Source organism: Gimesia sp. (assembly GCF_048262075.1).
Lineage (GTDB): Bacteria > Planctomycetota > Planctomycetia > Planctomycetales > Planctomycetaceae > Gimesia.
The window spans coordinates 61046-75266 of the sequence record NZ_JBLXFK010000003.1 but is presented as its reverse complement, the minus strand read 5'-3'; the positions used below and the strand labels follow the sequence as shown (position 1 = coordinate 75266).

The window sequence follows — 14221 nt, the reverse complement described above, 5'->3', positions numbered from 1 at the left end:
TCAATGGCAGGCGAATTCAGTTCTGATTGATCCAGGTTTTGATATCGCGTTTGACGTCACGCATGATAATTTCCTGTTCTGGAATCGCCTGGTAAAAGTGCATTTCTGCCTGCTCGTAGTCTTGCAACGGCAGATTATTCGAAGCAATTTCCAGGATGCGATCTGCCATCCGCTGGATTTCCGCGTTCTTCTCGTGGGGATTGAAGGGAACCGCCATTGTCACGCGGAATGTAAGCGGGTTCTGCTGTTTTCCTTTGAGTCGTCCCCCTTCGACACGGGGGCGTGATTGGGGGAACTCTTTCGCCAGGGCATTTTGAGTGTCGGCGAATTGGTAGGTGTTAATCGTCTGAAAAACATATAACGATCCTGACATCAATAAACCGAAGATCAGCAGGCCGAGGACAATGGTTCTGCCTTTAAATATTCGGGGTACTGATTCAGGATCGTGCGTGTTCATAATTGGATTGGGCTGGAATCTGGGTCTGCTCAGTTTTCCAGTTTTGCTGCTGCTTTATTGATGGCCTGCAGATAAGCTTTGGCGCTGGATTCAATGATATCCGTACTGACGCTGCGGCCGGTAAACAGCTCGCCGTTGATGCGCACTTCTACACGAACTTCACCTTGTGCATCCTTACCGCTGGAAACGCTGCCAACATGGTATTGATCAAGTACTGCAGTGATGCCTGAGATGCGCTCCAGTGCCCGGAAAACCGCATCCACAGGGCCGTCCCCGGTGGCAGCGTCACAGTGAATTTTGCCTGTTTCATCTGCCAGTTCAATGGTCGCAGTTGCGATAGTGCCAGTCCCGGCTGAGGTATGGAAGCGAGCGATTTTCCATTTTTCCGGTGCATCGGAAGCCTGGTTTTCGATCAAGGCGACAATGTCGGAATCGTAGATTTCCTTTTTCTTATCAGCTAACGCGATGAATTCATTGAAAATCCGTTCAAAAGTCTCGTCGTCCAAGGTATGTCCCAGCGACTGGATACGATCGCGAAATGCATGGCGGCCACTATGTTTTCCCAGCACCAGGTTTGTGCCTACATAACCCACATCTTCAGGGGACATGATTTCGTAAGTCGTGCGTTCCTGCAGCATGCCATGCTGATGAATGCCGGCTTCGTGTGCAAACGCGTTTCTCCCTACGATGGCTTTGTTGCGTTGTACCGACATGCCGGTCACTGTCGAGACAAGATGGCTGATCGGATACAGGCGTTTTGTATTAATATTTGTATGTACGCCGTAATAATCTGCACGCGTTTTTAATGCCATTACAACTTCTTCCAGAGCGCAGTTTCCAGCGCGTTCCCCTAAGCCGTTGATGGTACATTCCACCTGACGGGCTCCCGCTTCCACAGCGGCGAGGCTGTTCGCAACAGCGAGGCCCAGGTCATTGTGACAGTGGGTACTGATAATGGCCTGGTCAATGTTTGAGACATTGTTTTTCAGCGTGGTGATGACATCATGGAAATGGGCGGGAGTCGCATAACCGACGGTATCGGGAATATTGACCGTGGTGGCTCCGGCTTCGATGGCTCGTTCTACGACTTCGCAGAGAAAGTCTTTTTCTGTCCGCGCGGCGTCTTCCGGAGAGAATTCGATATCCGGGCAGTAGTCCCGGGCACGTTTGACCATTTCGACAGCCGTCTCCACAATCTGTTCTTTATTCATTTTCAGTTTATGTTCACGGTGGATGGAACTCGTAGCGAGGAAGACGTGAATCCGTGTCTGTTTTGCTTCTTTTAACGCTTCCCAGGCCCGGTCAATGTCATCTTTCCGACAGCGGGCAAGCGCACAAATGGTCGTCTGATCACCGAATTCGTTGGCAATTTTCTGAACTGCTTCGAAATCACCGGGAGAGGCAATCGGGAAGCCAGCCTCAATGATATCGACACCCAGTTTGACAAGTTCCCGAGCGACTTTCATTTTTTCCGAAGTGGTCATACTGCAGCCAGGCGACTGTTCACCGTCTCTCAAGGTGGTGTCGAATATCTTAACTGTGTCATTGGACATTGGTTTTCTCCATGAGTCAATTTCCGCTCCCGATCAGGGGGCTAATGAGAGACCAGAATAGTACCAGCAGGCAAAATAAAAAACCCTGAGGCCAATCTGGTCTCAGGGTTTCGCTGATTTGATTAACAATCGTACAAAGAACCTAAGACCTGGCTTGTAGAAGCAGGTTTCGTAGCAGGCTCAGGTTTAGTAGATTGTGAATTTGCATTTTACTTTGATTTTTCATCTGGATTGTATTGGACGGCCTGAACCGCCTCATTGCTCTGATAATCTACCTGCTCAATCGGCCATGGTCAACCCGTTGTCAATTGAATTTGTCAAAATCAAAGACAGCTCAGGTGGTTTGAGGTTCAGCAAAGTTTCACCTGTTACTGAGTTTTTAGATTATTTTGCAGCCAGTCCCGCTTTCTCCTGTAGAGTTTCTTTGCCCATTCGATGGCAAAAATCTCCAAAGGATTCCCCATCCTGACGCTCCGATTTATAGAACTCCAGGAGAGGTGAAAGTCGACTGGTAATCTCGTTCATGGGGACCAGGTCATCATAGATAAACGACAGGCGATTCCCCAGTGAGTTGCCACCCAGGTACAGAGTGTATTTCCCAACTGCTTTACCAACCAGTCCGATATCGGGAACATAAGGGCGGGCACAGCCGTTCGGGCAGCCAGTCATATTGACGGAGATTTTTTCATCCTGGAGTCCCTGACGCGCCAGTTCCTCTTCAAATTCGGTGATCAGGTCTGGCATCACTCGTTCCGATTCGGTGATTGATAAACCACACATCGGCAATGCCGGGCAGGCCATCGAATAGCGACGGATCAAGCTGAGTTCGTCAGCTTTTTTCATGCCATGGTCAGTGAGAATCTGATCGATTTCATCTCGCAGTGAAGGATCGATGTCGCAGAAGATAATACTCTGTTTGGCTGTGATGCGTGTCTCAAATTTGTAGGTCTCCAGAATCTTTCGCAGACAGGTTTTGATGCGGAGATCGCCTTCATCTTTGATACGGCCATTCTCGATATTTACGCCAAGAAACAGTTTCCCATCCCCTTGTTCGTGCCAGCCCATATGATCTTCGATACCTGTGACTTCGATGTCACGGGGGGCATTGATCGTTGAGCCAAAGTGTTCAGCGACCTTTTCACGGAATGTTTCAATGCCCAGATTATCTACCAGATACTTCATGCGGGCCCGTTTACGGTCTTCACGATTCCCGAGGTCACGCTGTACTTTGAGAACCGCTTCAGCAACCGCCAGCACCTGGTCATTTTCAACGAAGCCCAGAGGCTTACCCAAAGCAGGATAGGTTTTTTTATTACTGGGGGTCACTCCCATCCCGCCGCCGACATAGAAATTGTATCCAACAATGGCGTCACTTTCGACAATTCCCAGCAGCCCGATGTCCTGGGTGTAGATATCAACGCAGTTGTCTTCCGGCAGTGCGATACCGATTTTAAACTTGCGGGGGAGATACGTTTTACCGTAGATCGGTTCCTCAACGGGTTGGAACGCGGCTTCGTTGGTTTTATTACCTTCTTCGTCTGTAATCCACAGGTCGAAGTATGCGGTTGTTTTGGGGCGGAGATGTTCTGCCAGTGCGTAGGCCATATCCTGCATGGAATCGAAGATGGCATTATTTTTATAGGGGGCAGGGCAGGCCATTACGTTACGGTTCACATCGCCACAGGCTGCCAGCGTGGTCAGCTTGGTATCGTTGATCCCTTTGATGGCTGCTTTCAGGTTTCCTTTGATGACACCATGTAGCTGGAAGCCCTGTCGGGTAGTCAGTCTGACGGTCCCGTCACCGTACTTGTCACACAGGTCCAGTTCTGCCAGGAACTGATCAGCGGTCACTTTACCGCCTGGCACGCGAGTACGGATCATACAACTGTATGATTTTCCCTTAGGAGTACCATCCGGATTCTTAGCTTTTCGGAGGTCACGATTGTCCTGTTGATAGGTACCATGATGCTTCAGCAGTTGGGTGGAATCGCCGGAGAATTCATCGTTGTCGTTCTGTAATTCTTCAGCGATGGTACCACGCAGTTGATGACTGCCTTCTTTGAGAATCTCCAGTTTGGAAAGCTTGGGGCTTTCTTGGGATGTCATATGATCAATCCTGGTTGATATAGTCGAATTGACATTCAGAGCCGCACTTCACCGGAAGCTTTTCTGAATGCCTGGGTAGGTTTTATTAGAATCCAATTGGAATATTTGAGAACTAACTAGTACGATCTAGGAAATCGAAACACGCGATCACGTAGATAGAAGCCGTTTTTCCTGAAAAAAAGATGCAGGGTGTGTGTTCCCATGTTCATTTTTCGCAGGATGGTCCGTACTTTTCAGAAGTATAAACGACTTCCATAATCTTGAATAGTGACTTTTCATTGACCTTCACAGCAGAGAATTTGCTGACCAGATATTTACCATAAATGAGAAACATCAAGAAGCAAACGATTCTACTGTGTGCCACTGGACTGGGGATCGGCTGGATTCCTCGAGCTCCTGGGACTTTTGGCAGTCTGCTGGGCCCCCCCCTGGTTGCTGGTCTGCTCTGGCTTCATCCAGCCTGGCCTGTCTATTTGCTGATTTCCGTGATCATCTTTCTGCTGGGAGTCTATTTCTGTGAACAGGGGGCTAAAATTCTGGGCATGGATGATCCCGGATGTATTGTCTTTGATGAAATAGGTGCTTTCACGGTAGTGTTGTTACCCGCTTTCCACCTGGAGCTCAATGTTCGATTCTTCTGGATTTCGTTGATCGGATTTCTCTGGTTCCGCCTGTTTGACATCTGGAAGCCTTGGCCGGTTCGATATTTTGATCGGATCCATGGGGGTTGGGGAATTATGTCAGATGACTATGTTGCCGCGATATATGCAGCGATTTGCCTTTACGTGTCATTAATTCTTTTGGGGTGGTTTTAGATTTGCTTTTGATGCGTTATCTTGTGAGCCAGTCAGGAAATTTCCCTATTTTGAAGGAATTGTCAGAGTGTCCGCAGAGATTATTGATGGAAAAGCACTTGCCGCTACATTTCGCGGACAAATTGCTGATGAGGTGAGTCAGCTCAAGACTGAAAACAATGTCGTTCCCCATTTAACGGCTGTACTTGTCGGGGATGATCCTGCCAGTGCCGTTTATGTTCGAAATAAACAACGGGCCTGCGAAAAAGCAGGTATCCAGAGTACTCTGAAACGATTGCCGGCTGAAACAACCGAGGCCGAATTGATCTCGATTGTTAAATCACTGAATGACGATCCCGGAGTGCATGGCATTCTTGTTCAGCTTCCTTTGCCGAAACATATCAACGAGACAGCGATTCTGGATGTGGTCAATCCATTGAAGGATGTAGATGCTTTTCATCCGGAAAATGTGGGATTGATCGTTCAAGGACGTGCTCGTTATCTGCCCTGTACTCCCTATGGAATACAGCAGATGATTCTCTCAACGAAAATGGAAACGGCTGGGAAACATGCTGTGATTTTGGGACGTAGTGAAATTGTGGGGAAACCCATGGCCATGCTGTTAATTCAACGGGGCCTGGGCGCAGATGCGACCGTAACTATCTGTCACAGCCGGACACAGAATCTGAACGAGATTGTAAAAACCGCAGATATTATTATTGCCGCAATCGGAAAGCCTGAATTTGTGACCGCAGACATGGTGAAACCGGGAGCTGTTGTGATTGATGTCGGGATCAATCGCGTCGACGACAGACTGGTGGGAGATGTCGATTTTGAGGGGGTTAAAGAAGTCGCGTCTGCAATCACTCCAGTGCCTGGCGGGGTGGGGCCAATGACGATTGCCATGCTGTTGAAGAATACATTGACAGCTGCTCGAATCCAGTCTGGCAGTAATTGATCTCCCCCCAATAGTTAAATAAAAATAATCAATCGTTTCTGCAGAGCTAAACTAAAAAAAGCCCTCCCGGGTAAAGGGAGAGCTTTTTGTGTTTTGGGCTGTCCCTAAAAGGGGCAGTCAGACTCGATTAAGATTAAGGAGTCTTAGGATCCGCAGGCTTTTCTTCGGCCTTGGGTGCATCAGCCTTTGGTTCTTCTGCGGCTGGTTTCGCGGGATCTTCAGCTGGTGTGGCTGGATCTTCTGCAGGTGCGGCAGCGTCATCTGCTGGCATTGCTGGATCTTCGGCTGGTGTTTCAGCAGGTGCTGGTTCGGGAGTTGGGGCAGGTTTATCACCACATCCAACAGCGAATAATGTCAGTCCCAGCAACGTAAAGAGTGTCGAAAGTAATTTCATCTCTGTTCTCCATTTCTCGATTAGTTTTCAGATCTGTCAGACTGAGAATCTCACAAATCGGGTTTAATTCAGTCATATTTTGAAGGAAACCCTGTAATCAGGCCGGTTTTGACTATTTAAACAAGCCCCCCTGTTAAACATAAGAGCCTGTCTGTCGCTGATTTATTCCCTGGAATTGTGAAATTTCTAGAAAGTTTTCAAATCGCTCCCTTAGTGAGGCCAATTTTCATTCAAGTGGTCAGGGCGAATCCTGGTAAGCGCAAAACCGTTCGATTGCAGGTCGCAGAGACAAAATGTCATATATTGACTTTCAAATAGGTCAGACCTATCGTGAGTAATGGAACGAACAAGTTATTGTTCATGAGAAATCAGCGAGCTGGTTACGGCCGTTGATGCTTGATACTCAACAGTATCTGTTGAACTTGAGTTGAATTTAATAGACTCAGTTTTCAATGCGTTGGTCTGTTTTTTACCTGCCGCCAAAACTCTCTCACGTATAACAGACTCAGCCGCCGGGCAATGTCAGTTCAATTCACGTTCTCCACAAGATGACTTTGTGATTGATCGGGCCTCAATCTTTGATAGTGTTTTTACAGTCCCCTGAAACGTTACCTTCAGTCTTTTTCTCGCAGGTTCAGTTGTTTGTTGTTGCCGGGACATAAATCCTGTATTCAACAAGAGAAAAAGGTGTATTCTCGATGGCTGTTAAAGACCCCACTGAGCGAAAAACTCATTTAACAATTCTTTATCAGAATCAGGATTGTTTTTTATTAACAAAAACGGGATCAAGCAGGATCGGCAAACGGCTGCGTCTTTGCGGGCTCGTGTATAAGATCGATCAGAAGGCTGCGGTTATTTTGATCGAACAGGTGTAAGCGATGATAAAATACATAAAACGAACTGGTGTCTTATGTGCATTTCTGGCAGTACTGGCTTTTAGCCAGGCTGATAGTTTTGCGCAACGGGGAGGCGGCGGACGCGGAAGTAGCGGTCACAGCGGCGGTGGCCAGCGTGGAGGAATGTCTCGAGGAAGTAGCGGCCATCACAGTGGAATGTCACGAGGGAGTTCTTCCCGAGGCAGCAGTTCAAGAGGGAGTTTACATTCTGGACGATCTTCACGATCGGTTCCTTCAAGAAGTCATTCTTTTTCTCAACACCGTTCTTCTGCACCACGACAGAGTGCTCCTTCGCGATCGTTGAATTCCTCCTCGAATCGTACTTCCAGATCGGCAATGAAACCCGGTCAATCATTTGATTTCTCAAGAGGAAGTCGCTCTGGTTCATCGCGCGATTCCGGTTCCATCACATCCCGTCAAAGAAGCGGAATCAGTAATCCTGGCTTGAGCCCTGGAGGTAGAAGTCGCGGTAGTTCTGGATTTTCCCATTTCAACAGTGGCTCTCATCACCGGGCAAACAATGATTCCAATCAACGGGGAAATAATCCAGGATTACGACCGGGAAGCAGTCGATTTAATTCCGGGAGCCAAAACCGTTTTGGAAGCCATCACTCCGATAGAAGTTCCGGTTTCAGTTCCAGTCGAAGTCATCAGGGATTTGGGGACCGTCACTCTGGTAATCCCGGGTTGAGACCAGGGGGGAACCGCCACAGTAATCGGGATCGTCATGTTTCTCGTGGGCCGGGGCTACGACCCGGAGGAGTGCATCGAAATGGTAGGAACCACGTACGGCATGGTAACAACCGATATAATTACCGACCTGGCTACTGGTCCGGGTATCGATCACGATATGCATTGGGAAATGGGTTCGGTTCGGGCTACGGATATGGATACGGTTACTATCCTTACTACCACTATCGCCGCTACGGTTATCGTCCCTGGGTCTGGACAACGTTCGGTGGTCTGTCTGCGTGGATTGGTTATAACAGCCTGAATCCGGTTGTATATGATTACTCGCTCAATGACGGTTACATATATAATAATGGCGTGCAGATGGCGCCTGTGACCGCTTATGAGTCTCAAGCTGATCAAATTGCAGACAGTGTACCACCACCGGACGATGCGACCGAGTGGATGCCTGTGGGAATCTTTGCCATCGTTCCCCAGGGAACAACGGAGGTCAATGTCACTGTGCAGCTTGCAGTGGGTAAAAACGGTGCAGTCGCCGGTACCTATTTTAATAAAGACGGGAATATTACTTTACCACTTCAAGGCGCCATAGATGAATCAAAACAGCGAGTCGCCTGGAAAGTGGGTGAGGAAGACACAATCACCATGGAAACCGGGCTGGATAGTCTGACCAAAGATAGGTCAACCGTGATCATCTATTTCACAGGTGGAACCTCTGAAGTCTGGGACATGCTGAGAATTGATGAACAGACTGCCAAACTCGCTCAACAGGAACTCCAGGTGGACGATTTGAAATACGAACTACTAAGTTCGTTTCAGGAACTGGAACAGACACTGGACGAGGCCTGGAAGGAGTATCTGGCACTCCCGGAAAACTTCTCTGCAACAGGACCGAATCCTTCAGTGGAAGAACTGGAACCGATTGTGCAAAATTATCAACAGATACAGCTTGATTCCAACTATCAGGTGATCACCCATCGCCAGGAATTCCAGAATACATATCGGTTACTGACTGATTATGTAAAAAGCCTGAAAGAGCAGCAGAAAGTTACAGTACAGAAAAAACTACCGGCGCCTCCTCAAGTGGCTCCGACAGTTAATTCACCCACGATACTGGAAGCACCAAAACCATTGGAGACGGCTCAACCCGTACCGTAATTCTCTATCTGGTAGTCCAAACTTAAAGAAAAACGTTCTGGAAACAGGACGTTTTTTTTGTGCCTATCGGGCACGCATTCACTGCGAAAGCGTTCAGGGAGATCGGGATGTATCAGTCTGTGGTCTGTTGAAGTTGTTTCGCAACCTGTTCCGCCTGACGCAGCACACGCATCAGATTCTGCCCCATGATCTGTTTAATCTGTTGGTCTGTGTAGCCTCGGTCCAGAAGGGCCTGTGTGATGAGGGGGTAAGTGGAGACATCTTCCAGTTGAGCGGGCAGGGTAGAAACGCCATCAAAATCAGAGCCGATGCCGACGTGATCCACTCCAGCGACTTTTACGATGTGGTCAATATGATCCACAACATCATGGATGGTTCCCGGCGTCATTTTGTGGCTGCTTTTCCAGCGATTGTATTCCCGGTTATAATCCGTTTCCTTCGGGTATTTCTGTTTCAGTTCTCGCCTGATATGAAACATTTCTGTCATCTGTTTTGCAGACTCAGGGACGATGAAACCGGAGAAGTAATTGACCATTACAACGCCGCCATTCTGTTTCACTTTGACCAGGATTTCATCGGGAACATTGCGTGCATGATCTGCGATGGCCCTTGCTGAGGAGTGTGAAGCGATCACAGGGGCTTTACTCACCCGCAAAACATCATCCATCGTCGCAGGAGAAACATGAGAAATATCGACCAGCATCCCCAGTTGATTCATCGTAAGGACCACTTCCTCTCCGAAAGGAGATAACCCGTCACTGATGGCGGTGTCTGTGGCAGAATCTGCCCAATCGAGGGATTCCGAATGCGTTAATGTCATGTAGCGTACACCCAGTCCATAGAATATGCGCAGCAGTGACAACGAATTTTCAATGGAATGGCCACCCTCTACACCGATCATGGACGCAATTTTGCCTGATTTATGAATCCGGTCGATGTCATCTGCGGTAGCAGCCATCTCAAACGTATCAGGGTATCGTTTAATCATGCGATGAATCAAATCAATCTGTTCCAGAGTGTAGTGTGCTGATCTCCGTTCTTTTCGTGTGTCTGAGGGAACATAGGCAGACCAGAATTGTGCGCCGACATTCCCTTGTTGGAGACGTGGGATATCTGTATGAAATTGAGGTTGAGACTCAGCGATATCAGCCTGTTTAAATGACGATGCTGCCTTTTCCCGCATGGCCCAGGGGAGATCGTTATGTCCGTCAATGACCAGACATTGCTGATGTAACTGCCGGGCCCGGTCTGTCAGGATGACCGGTTTGCGATCTGGTTCTTCACCAACTACAAATGTCAGGGCTAAGCTTACGACGGTCAGGGGCCACACTAATCTCCGGTTGAACTGCCTCAATAATCCAAAGATGATTTTCATGGTATAGATTCCAGTATCTGAATGACGAAACTCAGTCGCAGGGCACATAAATTACAGTCTGATGACCGGAGACTCTCCTGCGAAAATCAGAATTGATATTGATGTCAAAACCGATTCCGGTTAGCTTGGATCGGTGCAAGATTCACTTGTGACTGACTATTGAGCGCTCTCTGCGGTGGTAACCCCTGCAGGGATGGTTTGTCTGAGGATTATAATGATGAGTGATAGTTTGGAAACAGTGTATTCGACAACGAATGCAATGGAAGCGGAATTTATTAAAATGACGCTGGAAGGCGAAGGAATTCGATGTCTGCTCGAAAATGAACTGCAGGCAGGTCTCACCGGGGTCTTTGAAATAAAAGTGGACGTCATGAGCTCGAACGTGGATCGTGCCCGACAAATTATTGATGAAATTCGTGAGTCATCCGAGTCGGGTGAGGATTCACCTGAAGAAGAGTGATCCACTTCCTGTTTTCGAGCGGCTTTAGTGACTCTGGGCTTATATTCCTCACGTCGATCTGGAAACATAGAAAAATTTAAGAAGCGGTTTCTCACTCAAGTCTGGTAACTGCAAACAGGCGCGGAGCCTTCGTCGAATCTGAATGGGAGTAGATCCGCTGCGCTTTGAATTGTGTGGCCTCCAGCTGATCTAATAAAGAGGAAACAGCTCTGGTTTCTGCAGCGCCTCCCGGATGACCCGGATACGCCAGAATGGTGATGATGCCCCCTGGCCTGATCAGTGCGAGGGCTGCTTCGATTGCAGAAAGTGTCGAAGTCTCCCGGGTGATTTGCAAATGATCTCCTCCAGGCAGGTAACCCAGGTTAAACATGACCGCACTGATCCGGCATCGATGTTCGGAGGGAATCAATTCTGTGAGCAGTTGATGGTCGCCACAGATCAGTTCATAGTTTTTATATTCGAAATTCAGAAGCATCGCTGCAGTCTGGTCGAGAGCCTGCTGTTGAATGTCAATCGCAAAGACTTTACCGGACGGGCCAGCCAGCTGGCAGAGAAAGCGTGTGTCATGTCCGTTCCCGGCGGTTGCGTCGATCGCCGTCTCACCTGCTTTGAACACATTGGCAATCAGGGCATGAGCCTGGTCTGTAAGACGCATAATGGGAAGCTTTATTTTAAAGTTTGTGAGCGAGATCCATTGCTTTATCGGGAGTCGTCTTGCCTTCCAGAATATCAGCAAAATGATTTGCCATCCAGGGAGTCTGTAAACTTCCTTTCGAGGCAAAGCCGTTGAAGAATCCAATTTGAGGCTGCTGAGGATGCAGTCCCATGATCGGTAAACGGCCCCGGATCACTGGCCGGACAGCAGCGCGATGTTCAATGACTTCCACAGGGAGTTTCAGAAAATCTGACAGGCGATCACAGATTTCTTTTCGACCGGCGGGAGTCGGTTCACAGTCAAGCTGCGCTCGATCATAGGTAGAACCAGCACGGAATAGATCTTCTTTCCAGTGGGCTAACCAGATACCCCGATGAACTACGCGTCGCTCGTGCAACCCTGGAATTTTCAGGGTGAGTATTTCCCCTTTAGCACCTTCGAAGGGGATGGCTTTGAACCAGGGGTTGTGCTGACTGTGGATTCCTTCACAGAAAATAATCTTGTCAGCCCGTACATTCCATCTGGACAGTCTGACTGAATTCGCTTGAAATTCCAGGTCTTCAAGCGGGTCTATTTCTGCCTGTCGAAACGAAGAACGGGATTCGAAAAAGTGGCGTGATGCTTCCAGGTAGGCAGGCACATCCAGTTGCCCGCCGTTCATTTCAAAGCCTCCCAATGAGAGCTCGAAGAGACTCTCATCTGCTAACGGTTCGGGAATGGTGACCAGTTCCGGGAAATGTGTGCGTGACCGTTGCGCATACTGTTGAACTTCAGCGGGTGAAGCGAACAGCCGCAGCATTGGCTTAATTTCATAAAATTGACTCTTCGTTTCTTGTTCGATACTTCGATAAAAGTCGGTTGCGAATGAAAAGAACTCCTCAAGGCGCCAGGACACGACAAGCCGCATCCCGGTAATGGGGGTGATGAGTCCCGCAGCAATCTTCGAAGACGTGACTGGTTCGCATCGATCCAGTATCTGAACGCGATATCCTCTTCGAATCAAAGTCCAGGCTAAGGCCGTTCCTGCCAGACCCTGCCCTGTGATCAGATAGTCAACTGTTTTTAGTGTAGGCATATAGAAGTGTTCTGAAAGTAACAGGTAGAGGATGAGGGCTTAAATAGAGTTTGATGATTAAACAATATTTTTGAGTGTAGCTGAGGTGATAGTATGGATAGTGAGAATCCTGAAAGTTTGATATCGGATAGTTATTGCTGGTGTTTTTTAAAGTTTGTTAAGAGTGAGTTTGAGTTCAAAACAAAACAGTCTCATTTGAAATTCGTATTTGACATTTAAATAAAAATAAATGTAAGATGAATTTTTGGATTAGAAATTGTTTAGTCAATCACCTCTATATCAATTACTAATATCCTTTGCAAAATCTTTCAATTCAACTTTATTGTGTAAGTGGATTTTACGAGTGAATTCAACTTACTGTCGCTATTCAAATCTGAAAACAACGATATCTCAATCTCATTGCCCGAAGTAATAGTCGAGCACTTCTTAATATATAACGTCGAATTTTATTCCCCAGTTGGGGATTCAATTATTTCGAACTGTTTGGAACAGAATAATCATTCCGATTTTCCGTTTTCTTATTTAATTTGCAAGGAGAGAGAGTATGAGTTTAAGACGCTCGCTACACAGAGGTTTTACGCTGATTGAGCTACTCGTGGTGATTGCAATCATTGCTATTCTGATCGCGTTATTACTTCCCGCCGTCCAACAGGCACGAGAAGCTGCCCGTAGAAGTACCTGCAAAAATAATTTGAAACAAATGGGTCTGGCACTTCACAACTACCACGAAACCCACAACATATTTCCAAACGATGTATGGACCTATGATCCGGGTGGGGCAGGTGCAGCACCTCGGAATTATACCTGGATTACACTGATCTTACCGTTTCTGGAACAGGCTCCCCTTTACAACCAGATTAATTTTTCTACACCTATGCTCGGTCAATCAGGACCGGCAGGACCGATTCAGGCGACCAAAATTCCTGTCTTACACTGTCCGTCAGACCAGGACCATGATCCCAGTGCACGCGATGGCTTTGCGACGACAAACTATGCCGGTTCTCAAGGGTTTGACTGGTGGCGTCGGCCAAATCAGGTTCATACGGGCGTTTTCACATTGCAGTCCAAAGTTCGCATTCGTGATATCACGGATGGAACCACCACAACGATCGCAGTAGGTGAAGTTGCTCAAAATGGTCACGCTGGTGGCGGACGTACTTGTGGTGCTGGCCGATTACGAGATGGGGGCGGTGAAGCAGTCTATCGGATGGCATTTATTGCGCATACTCATCTCACAGTTATGAACGCATCCGGTTATAGTCTGTTGTTACCAGATGGCACTTCAGCTGGTGAAGGGGGTGAGTTCTATAAAACGGCACCCTACTCCTGGGGCCCGGTTTATATCGCTGCTCACTGCTTAAACTCTGATTGGCCCGGTCCAGGTTCTGTCCATCAGGGAGGGGCTCATTTCATGATGTGTGATGGTTCCGTACGATTCGTCAGTGAAAACATTGACTACCATGGCGACCATAATCAATCCACTGGTGCTCCCAGCCTTTGGATGTCTCTTAATACCATCGCTGGTGGCAGATTCGACAGTATCATCGGTGATTTTTAGTCTATGTGAAAGCTTCCTCTCTTGTGCTCGGGGGAGGAAGCTTTCTATCTATCTACGCCTTTCTGTTCTTGTTTGTTAAACGTGCTCTTTAT

General features: G+C 47.9%; 14 protein-coding genes. 5 read left to right on the top strand and 9 right to left on the bottom strand.

The features are described from left to right. Window positions 1–16: 16 nt before the first annotated feature. From ACN0YH_RS07710 to ACN0YH_RS07700, 3 genes are all read right to left on the bottom strand, one after another. Entirely contained in the window at window positions 17–373 is a 357-nt protein-coding gene (locus ACN0YH_RS07710) for a hypothetical protein (RefSeq protein ID WP_417378990.1), read from the bottom strand. 113 nt (window positions 374–486) lie between these two features. Further along, on the bottom strand, window positions 487–2010 hold the full coding sequence (locus ACN0YH_RS07705) for a 2-isopropylmalate synthase (protein ID WP_417378989.1): 1524 nt from the start codon (window positions 2008–2010) through the stop codon (window positions 487–489). Window positions 2011–2394: 384 nt separating this feature from the next. Further along, entirely contained in the window at window positions 2395–4116 is a 1722-nt protein-coding gene (locus ACN0YH_RS07700; RefSeq protein ID WP_417378988.1) for an NADPH-dependent assimilatory sulfite reductase hemoprotein subunit, read from the bottom strand. Window positions 4117–4439: 323 nt separating this feature from the next. Here ACN0YH_RS07700 and ACN0YH_RS07695 point away from each other — a divergent pair, with 323 nt between their 5' ends. Together ACN0YH_RS07695 and folD are read left to right on the top strand one after the other, a co-directional pair. Continuing rightward, entirely contained in the window at window positions 4440–4931 is a 492-nt protein-coding gene (locus ACN0YH_RS07695) for a phosphatidylglycerophosphatase A (RefSeq protein WP_417378987.1), read from the top strand. 67 nt (window positions 4932–4998) lie between these two features. Next, on the top strand, window positions 4999–5868 hold the full coding sequence (gene folD / locus ACN0YH_RS07690) for a bifunctional methylenetetrahydrofolate dehydrogenase/methenyltetrahydrofolate cyclohydrolase FolD (protein WP_417378986.1): 870 nt from the start codon (window positions 4999–5001) through the stop codon (window positions 5866–5868). Window positions 5869–6001: 133 nt separating this feature from the next. Here the strand turns inward: folD and ACN0YH_RS07685 are convergent, their stop codons facing one another. The 3 genes from ACN0YH_RS07685 to ACN0YH_RS07675 form a co-directional block, all read right to left on the bottom strand. Continuing rightward, window positions 6002–6262: a hypothetical protein gene (locus ACN0YH_RS07685; protein WP_417378985.1), complete on the bottom strand. Its 261-nt coding sequence runs from the start codon at window positions 6260–6262 to the stop codon at window positions 6002–6004. Between the two features lie 936 nt (window positions 6263–7198). Then, window positions 7199–7546 (bottom strand): hypothetical protein, encoded by a 348-nt coding sequence (locus ACN0YH_RS07680; protein ID WP_417378984.1) that lies wholly within the window; start codon window positions 7544–7546, stop codon window positions 7199–7201. A gap of 243 nt (window positions 7547–7789) precedes the next feature. Then, on the bottom strand, window positions 7790–8014 hold the full coding sequence (locus tag ACN0YH_RS07675; RefSeq protein WP_417378983.1) for a hypothetical protein: 225 nt from the start codon (window positions 8012–8014) through the stop codon (window positions 7790–7792). Between ACN0YH_RS07675 and ACN0YH_RS07670 the strand changes: the two genes are divergently transcribed. After that, window positions 8014–9006, top strand: coding sequence for a hypothetical protein (locus tag ACN0YH_RS07670; protein ID WP_417378982.1), 993 nt, complete (start codon window positions 8014–8016; stop codon window positions 9004–9006). The genes ACN0YH_RS07675 and ACN0YH_RS07670 overlap by 1 nt on opposite strands. A 112-nt stretch (window positions 9007–9118) precedes the next feature. Here ACN0YH_RS07670 and ACN0YH_RS07665 read toward each other — a convergent pair whose 3' ends face one another. Next, the gene (locus ACN0YH_RS07665) at window positions 9119–10381 is read right to left on the bottom strand and encodes a dipeptidase (RefSeq protein ID WP_417378981.1); all 1263 of its coding nucleotides are present in this window, start codon (window positions 10379–10381) and stop codon (window positions 9119–9121) included. A gap of 214 nt (window positions 10382–10595) precedes the next feature. On the opposite strand from ACN0YH_RS07665, the gene ACN0YH_RS07660 reads away from it, so the two are divergent. Beyond that, a complete protein-coding gene (locus ACN0YH_RS07660) occupies window positions 10596–10841 on the top strand; it encodes a putative signal transducing protein (RefSeq protein WP_417378980.1) in 246 nt (81 codons plus the stop codon). A 91-nt stretch (window positions 10842–10932) separates the two neighbouring features. On the opposite strand, the gene ACN0YH_RS07655 is transcribed toward ACN0YH_RS07660, so the two are convergent. Together ACN0YH_RS07655 and ACN0YH_RS07650 are read right to left on the bottom strand one after the other, a co-directional pair. Further along, entirely contained in the window at window positions 10933–11496 is a 564-nt protein-coding gene (locus ACN0YH_RS07655; protein WP_417378979.1) for a class I SAM-dependent methyltransferase, read from the bottom strand. Window positions 11497–11512: 16 nt separating this feature from the next. After that, window positions 11513–12571, bottom strand: coding sequence for an NAD(P)/FAD-dependent oxidoreductase (locus tag ACN0YH_RS07650; protein WP_417378978.1), 1059 nt, complete (start codon window positions 12569–12571; stop codon window positions 11513–11515). Window positions 12572–13115: 544 nt separating this feature from the next. On the opposite strand from ACN0YH_RS07650, the gene ACN0YH_RS07645 reads away from it, so the two are divergent. Continuing rightward, window positions 13116–14129, top strand: coding sequence for a DUF1559 domain-containing protein (locus ACN0YH_RS07645; protein ID WP_417378977.1), 1014 nt, complete (start codon window positions 13116–13118; stop codon window positions 14127–14129). Window positions 14130–14221: the final 92 nt, after the last annotated feature.

Bases quoted from the DNA above. Each gene is read 5' to 3' on its own strand.
- ACN0YH_RS07710 (WP_417378990.1), bottom strand. From the start codon at position 373: ATGTCAGGATCGTTATATGTTTTTCAGACGATTAACACCTACCAATTC.
- ACN0YH_RS07705 (WP_417378989.1), bottom strand. From the start codon at position 2,010: ATGTCCAATGACACAGTTAAGATATTCGACACCACCTTGAGAGACGGT.
- ACN0YH_RS07700 (WP_417378988.1), bottom strand. From the start codon at position 4,116: ATGACATCCCAAGAAAGCCCCAAGCTTTCCAAACTGGAGATTCTCAAA.
- ACN0YH_RS07695 (WP_417378987.1), top strand. From the start codon at position 4,440: ATGAGAAACATCAAGAAGCAAACGATTCTACTGTGTGCCACTGGACTG.
- ACN0YH_RS07685 (WP_417378985.1), bottom strand. From the start codon at position 6,262: ATGAAATTACTTTCGACACTCTTTACGTTGCTGGGACTGACATTATTC.
- ACN0YH_RS07680 (WP_417378984.1), bottom strand. From the start codon at position 7,546: ATGAACCAGAGCGACTTCCTCTTGAGAAATCAAATGATTGACCGGGTT.
- ACN0YH_RS07675 (WP_417378983.1), bottom strand. From the start codon at position 8,014: ATGCATATCGTGATCGATACCCGGACCAGTAGCCAGGTCGGTAATTAT.
- ACN0YH_RS07665 (WP_417378981.1), bottom strand. From the start codon at position 10,381: ATGAAAATCATCTTTGGATTATTGAGGCAGTTCAACCGGAGATTAGTG.
- ACN0YH_RS07660 (WP_417378980.1), top strand. From the start codon at position 10,596: ATGATGAGTGATAGTTTGGAAACAGTGTATTCGACAACGAATGCAATG.
- ACN0YH_RS07655 (WP_417378979.1), bottom strand. From the start codon at position 11,496: ATGCGTCTTACAGACCAGGCTCATGCCCTGATTGCCAATGTGTTCAAA.
- ACN0YH_RS07650 (WP_417378978.1), bottom strand. From the start codon at position 12,571: ATGCCTACACTAAAAACAGTTGACTATCTGATCACAGGGCAGGGTCTG.
- ACN0YH_RS07645 (WP_417378977.1), top strand. From the start codon at position 13,116: ATGAGTTTAAGACGCTCGCTACACAGAGGTTTTACGCTGATTGAGCTA.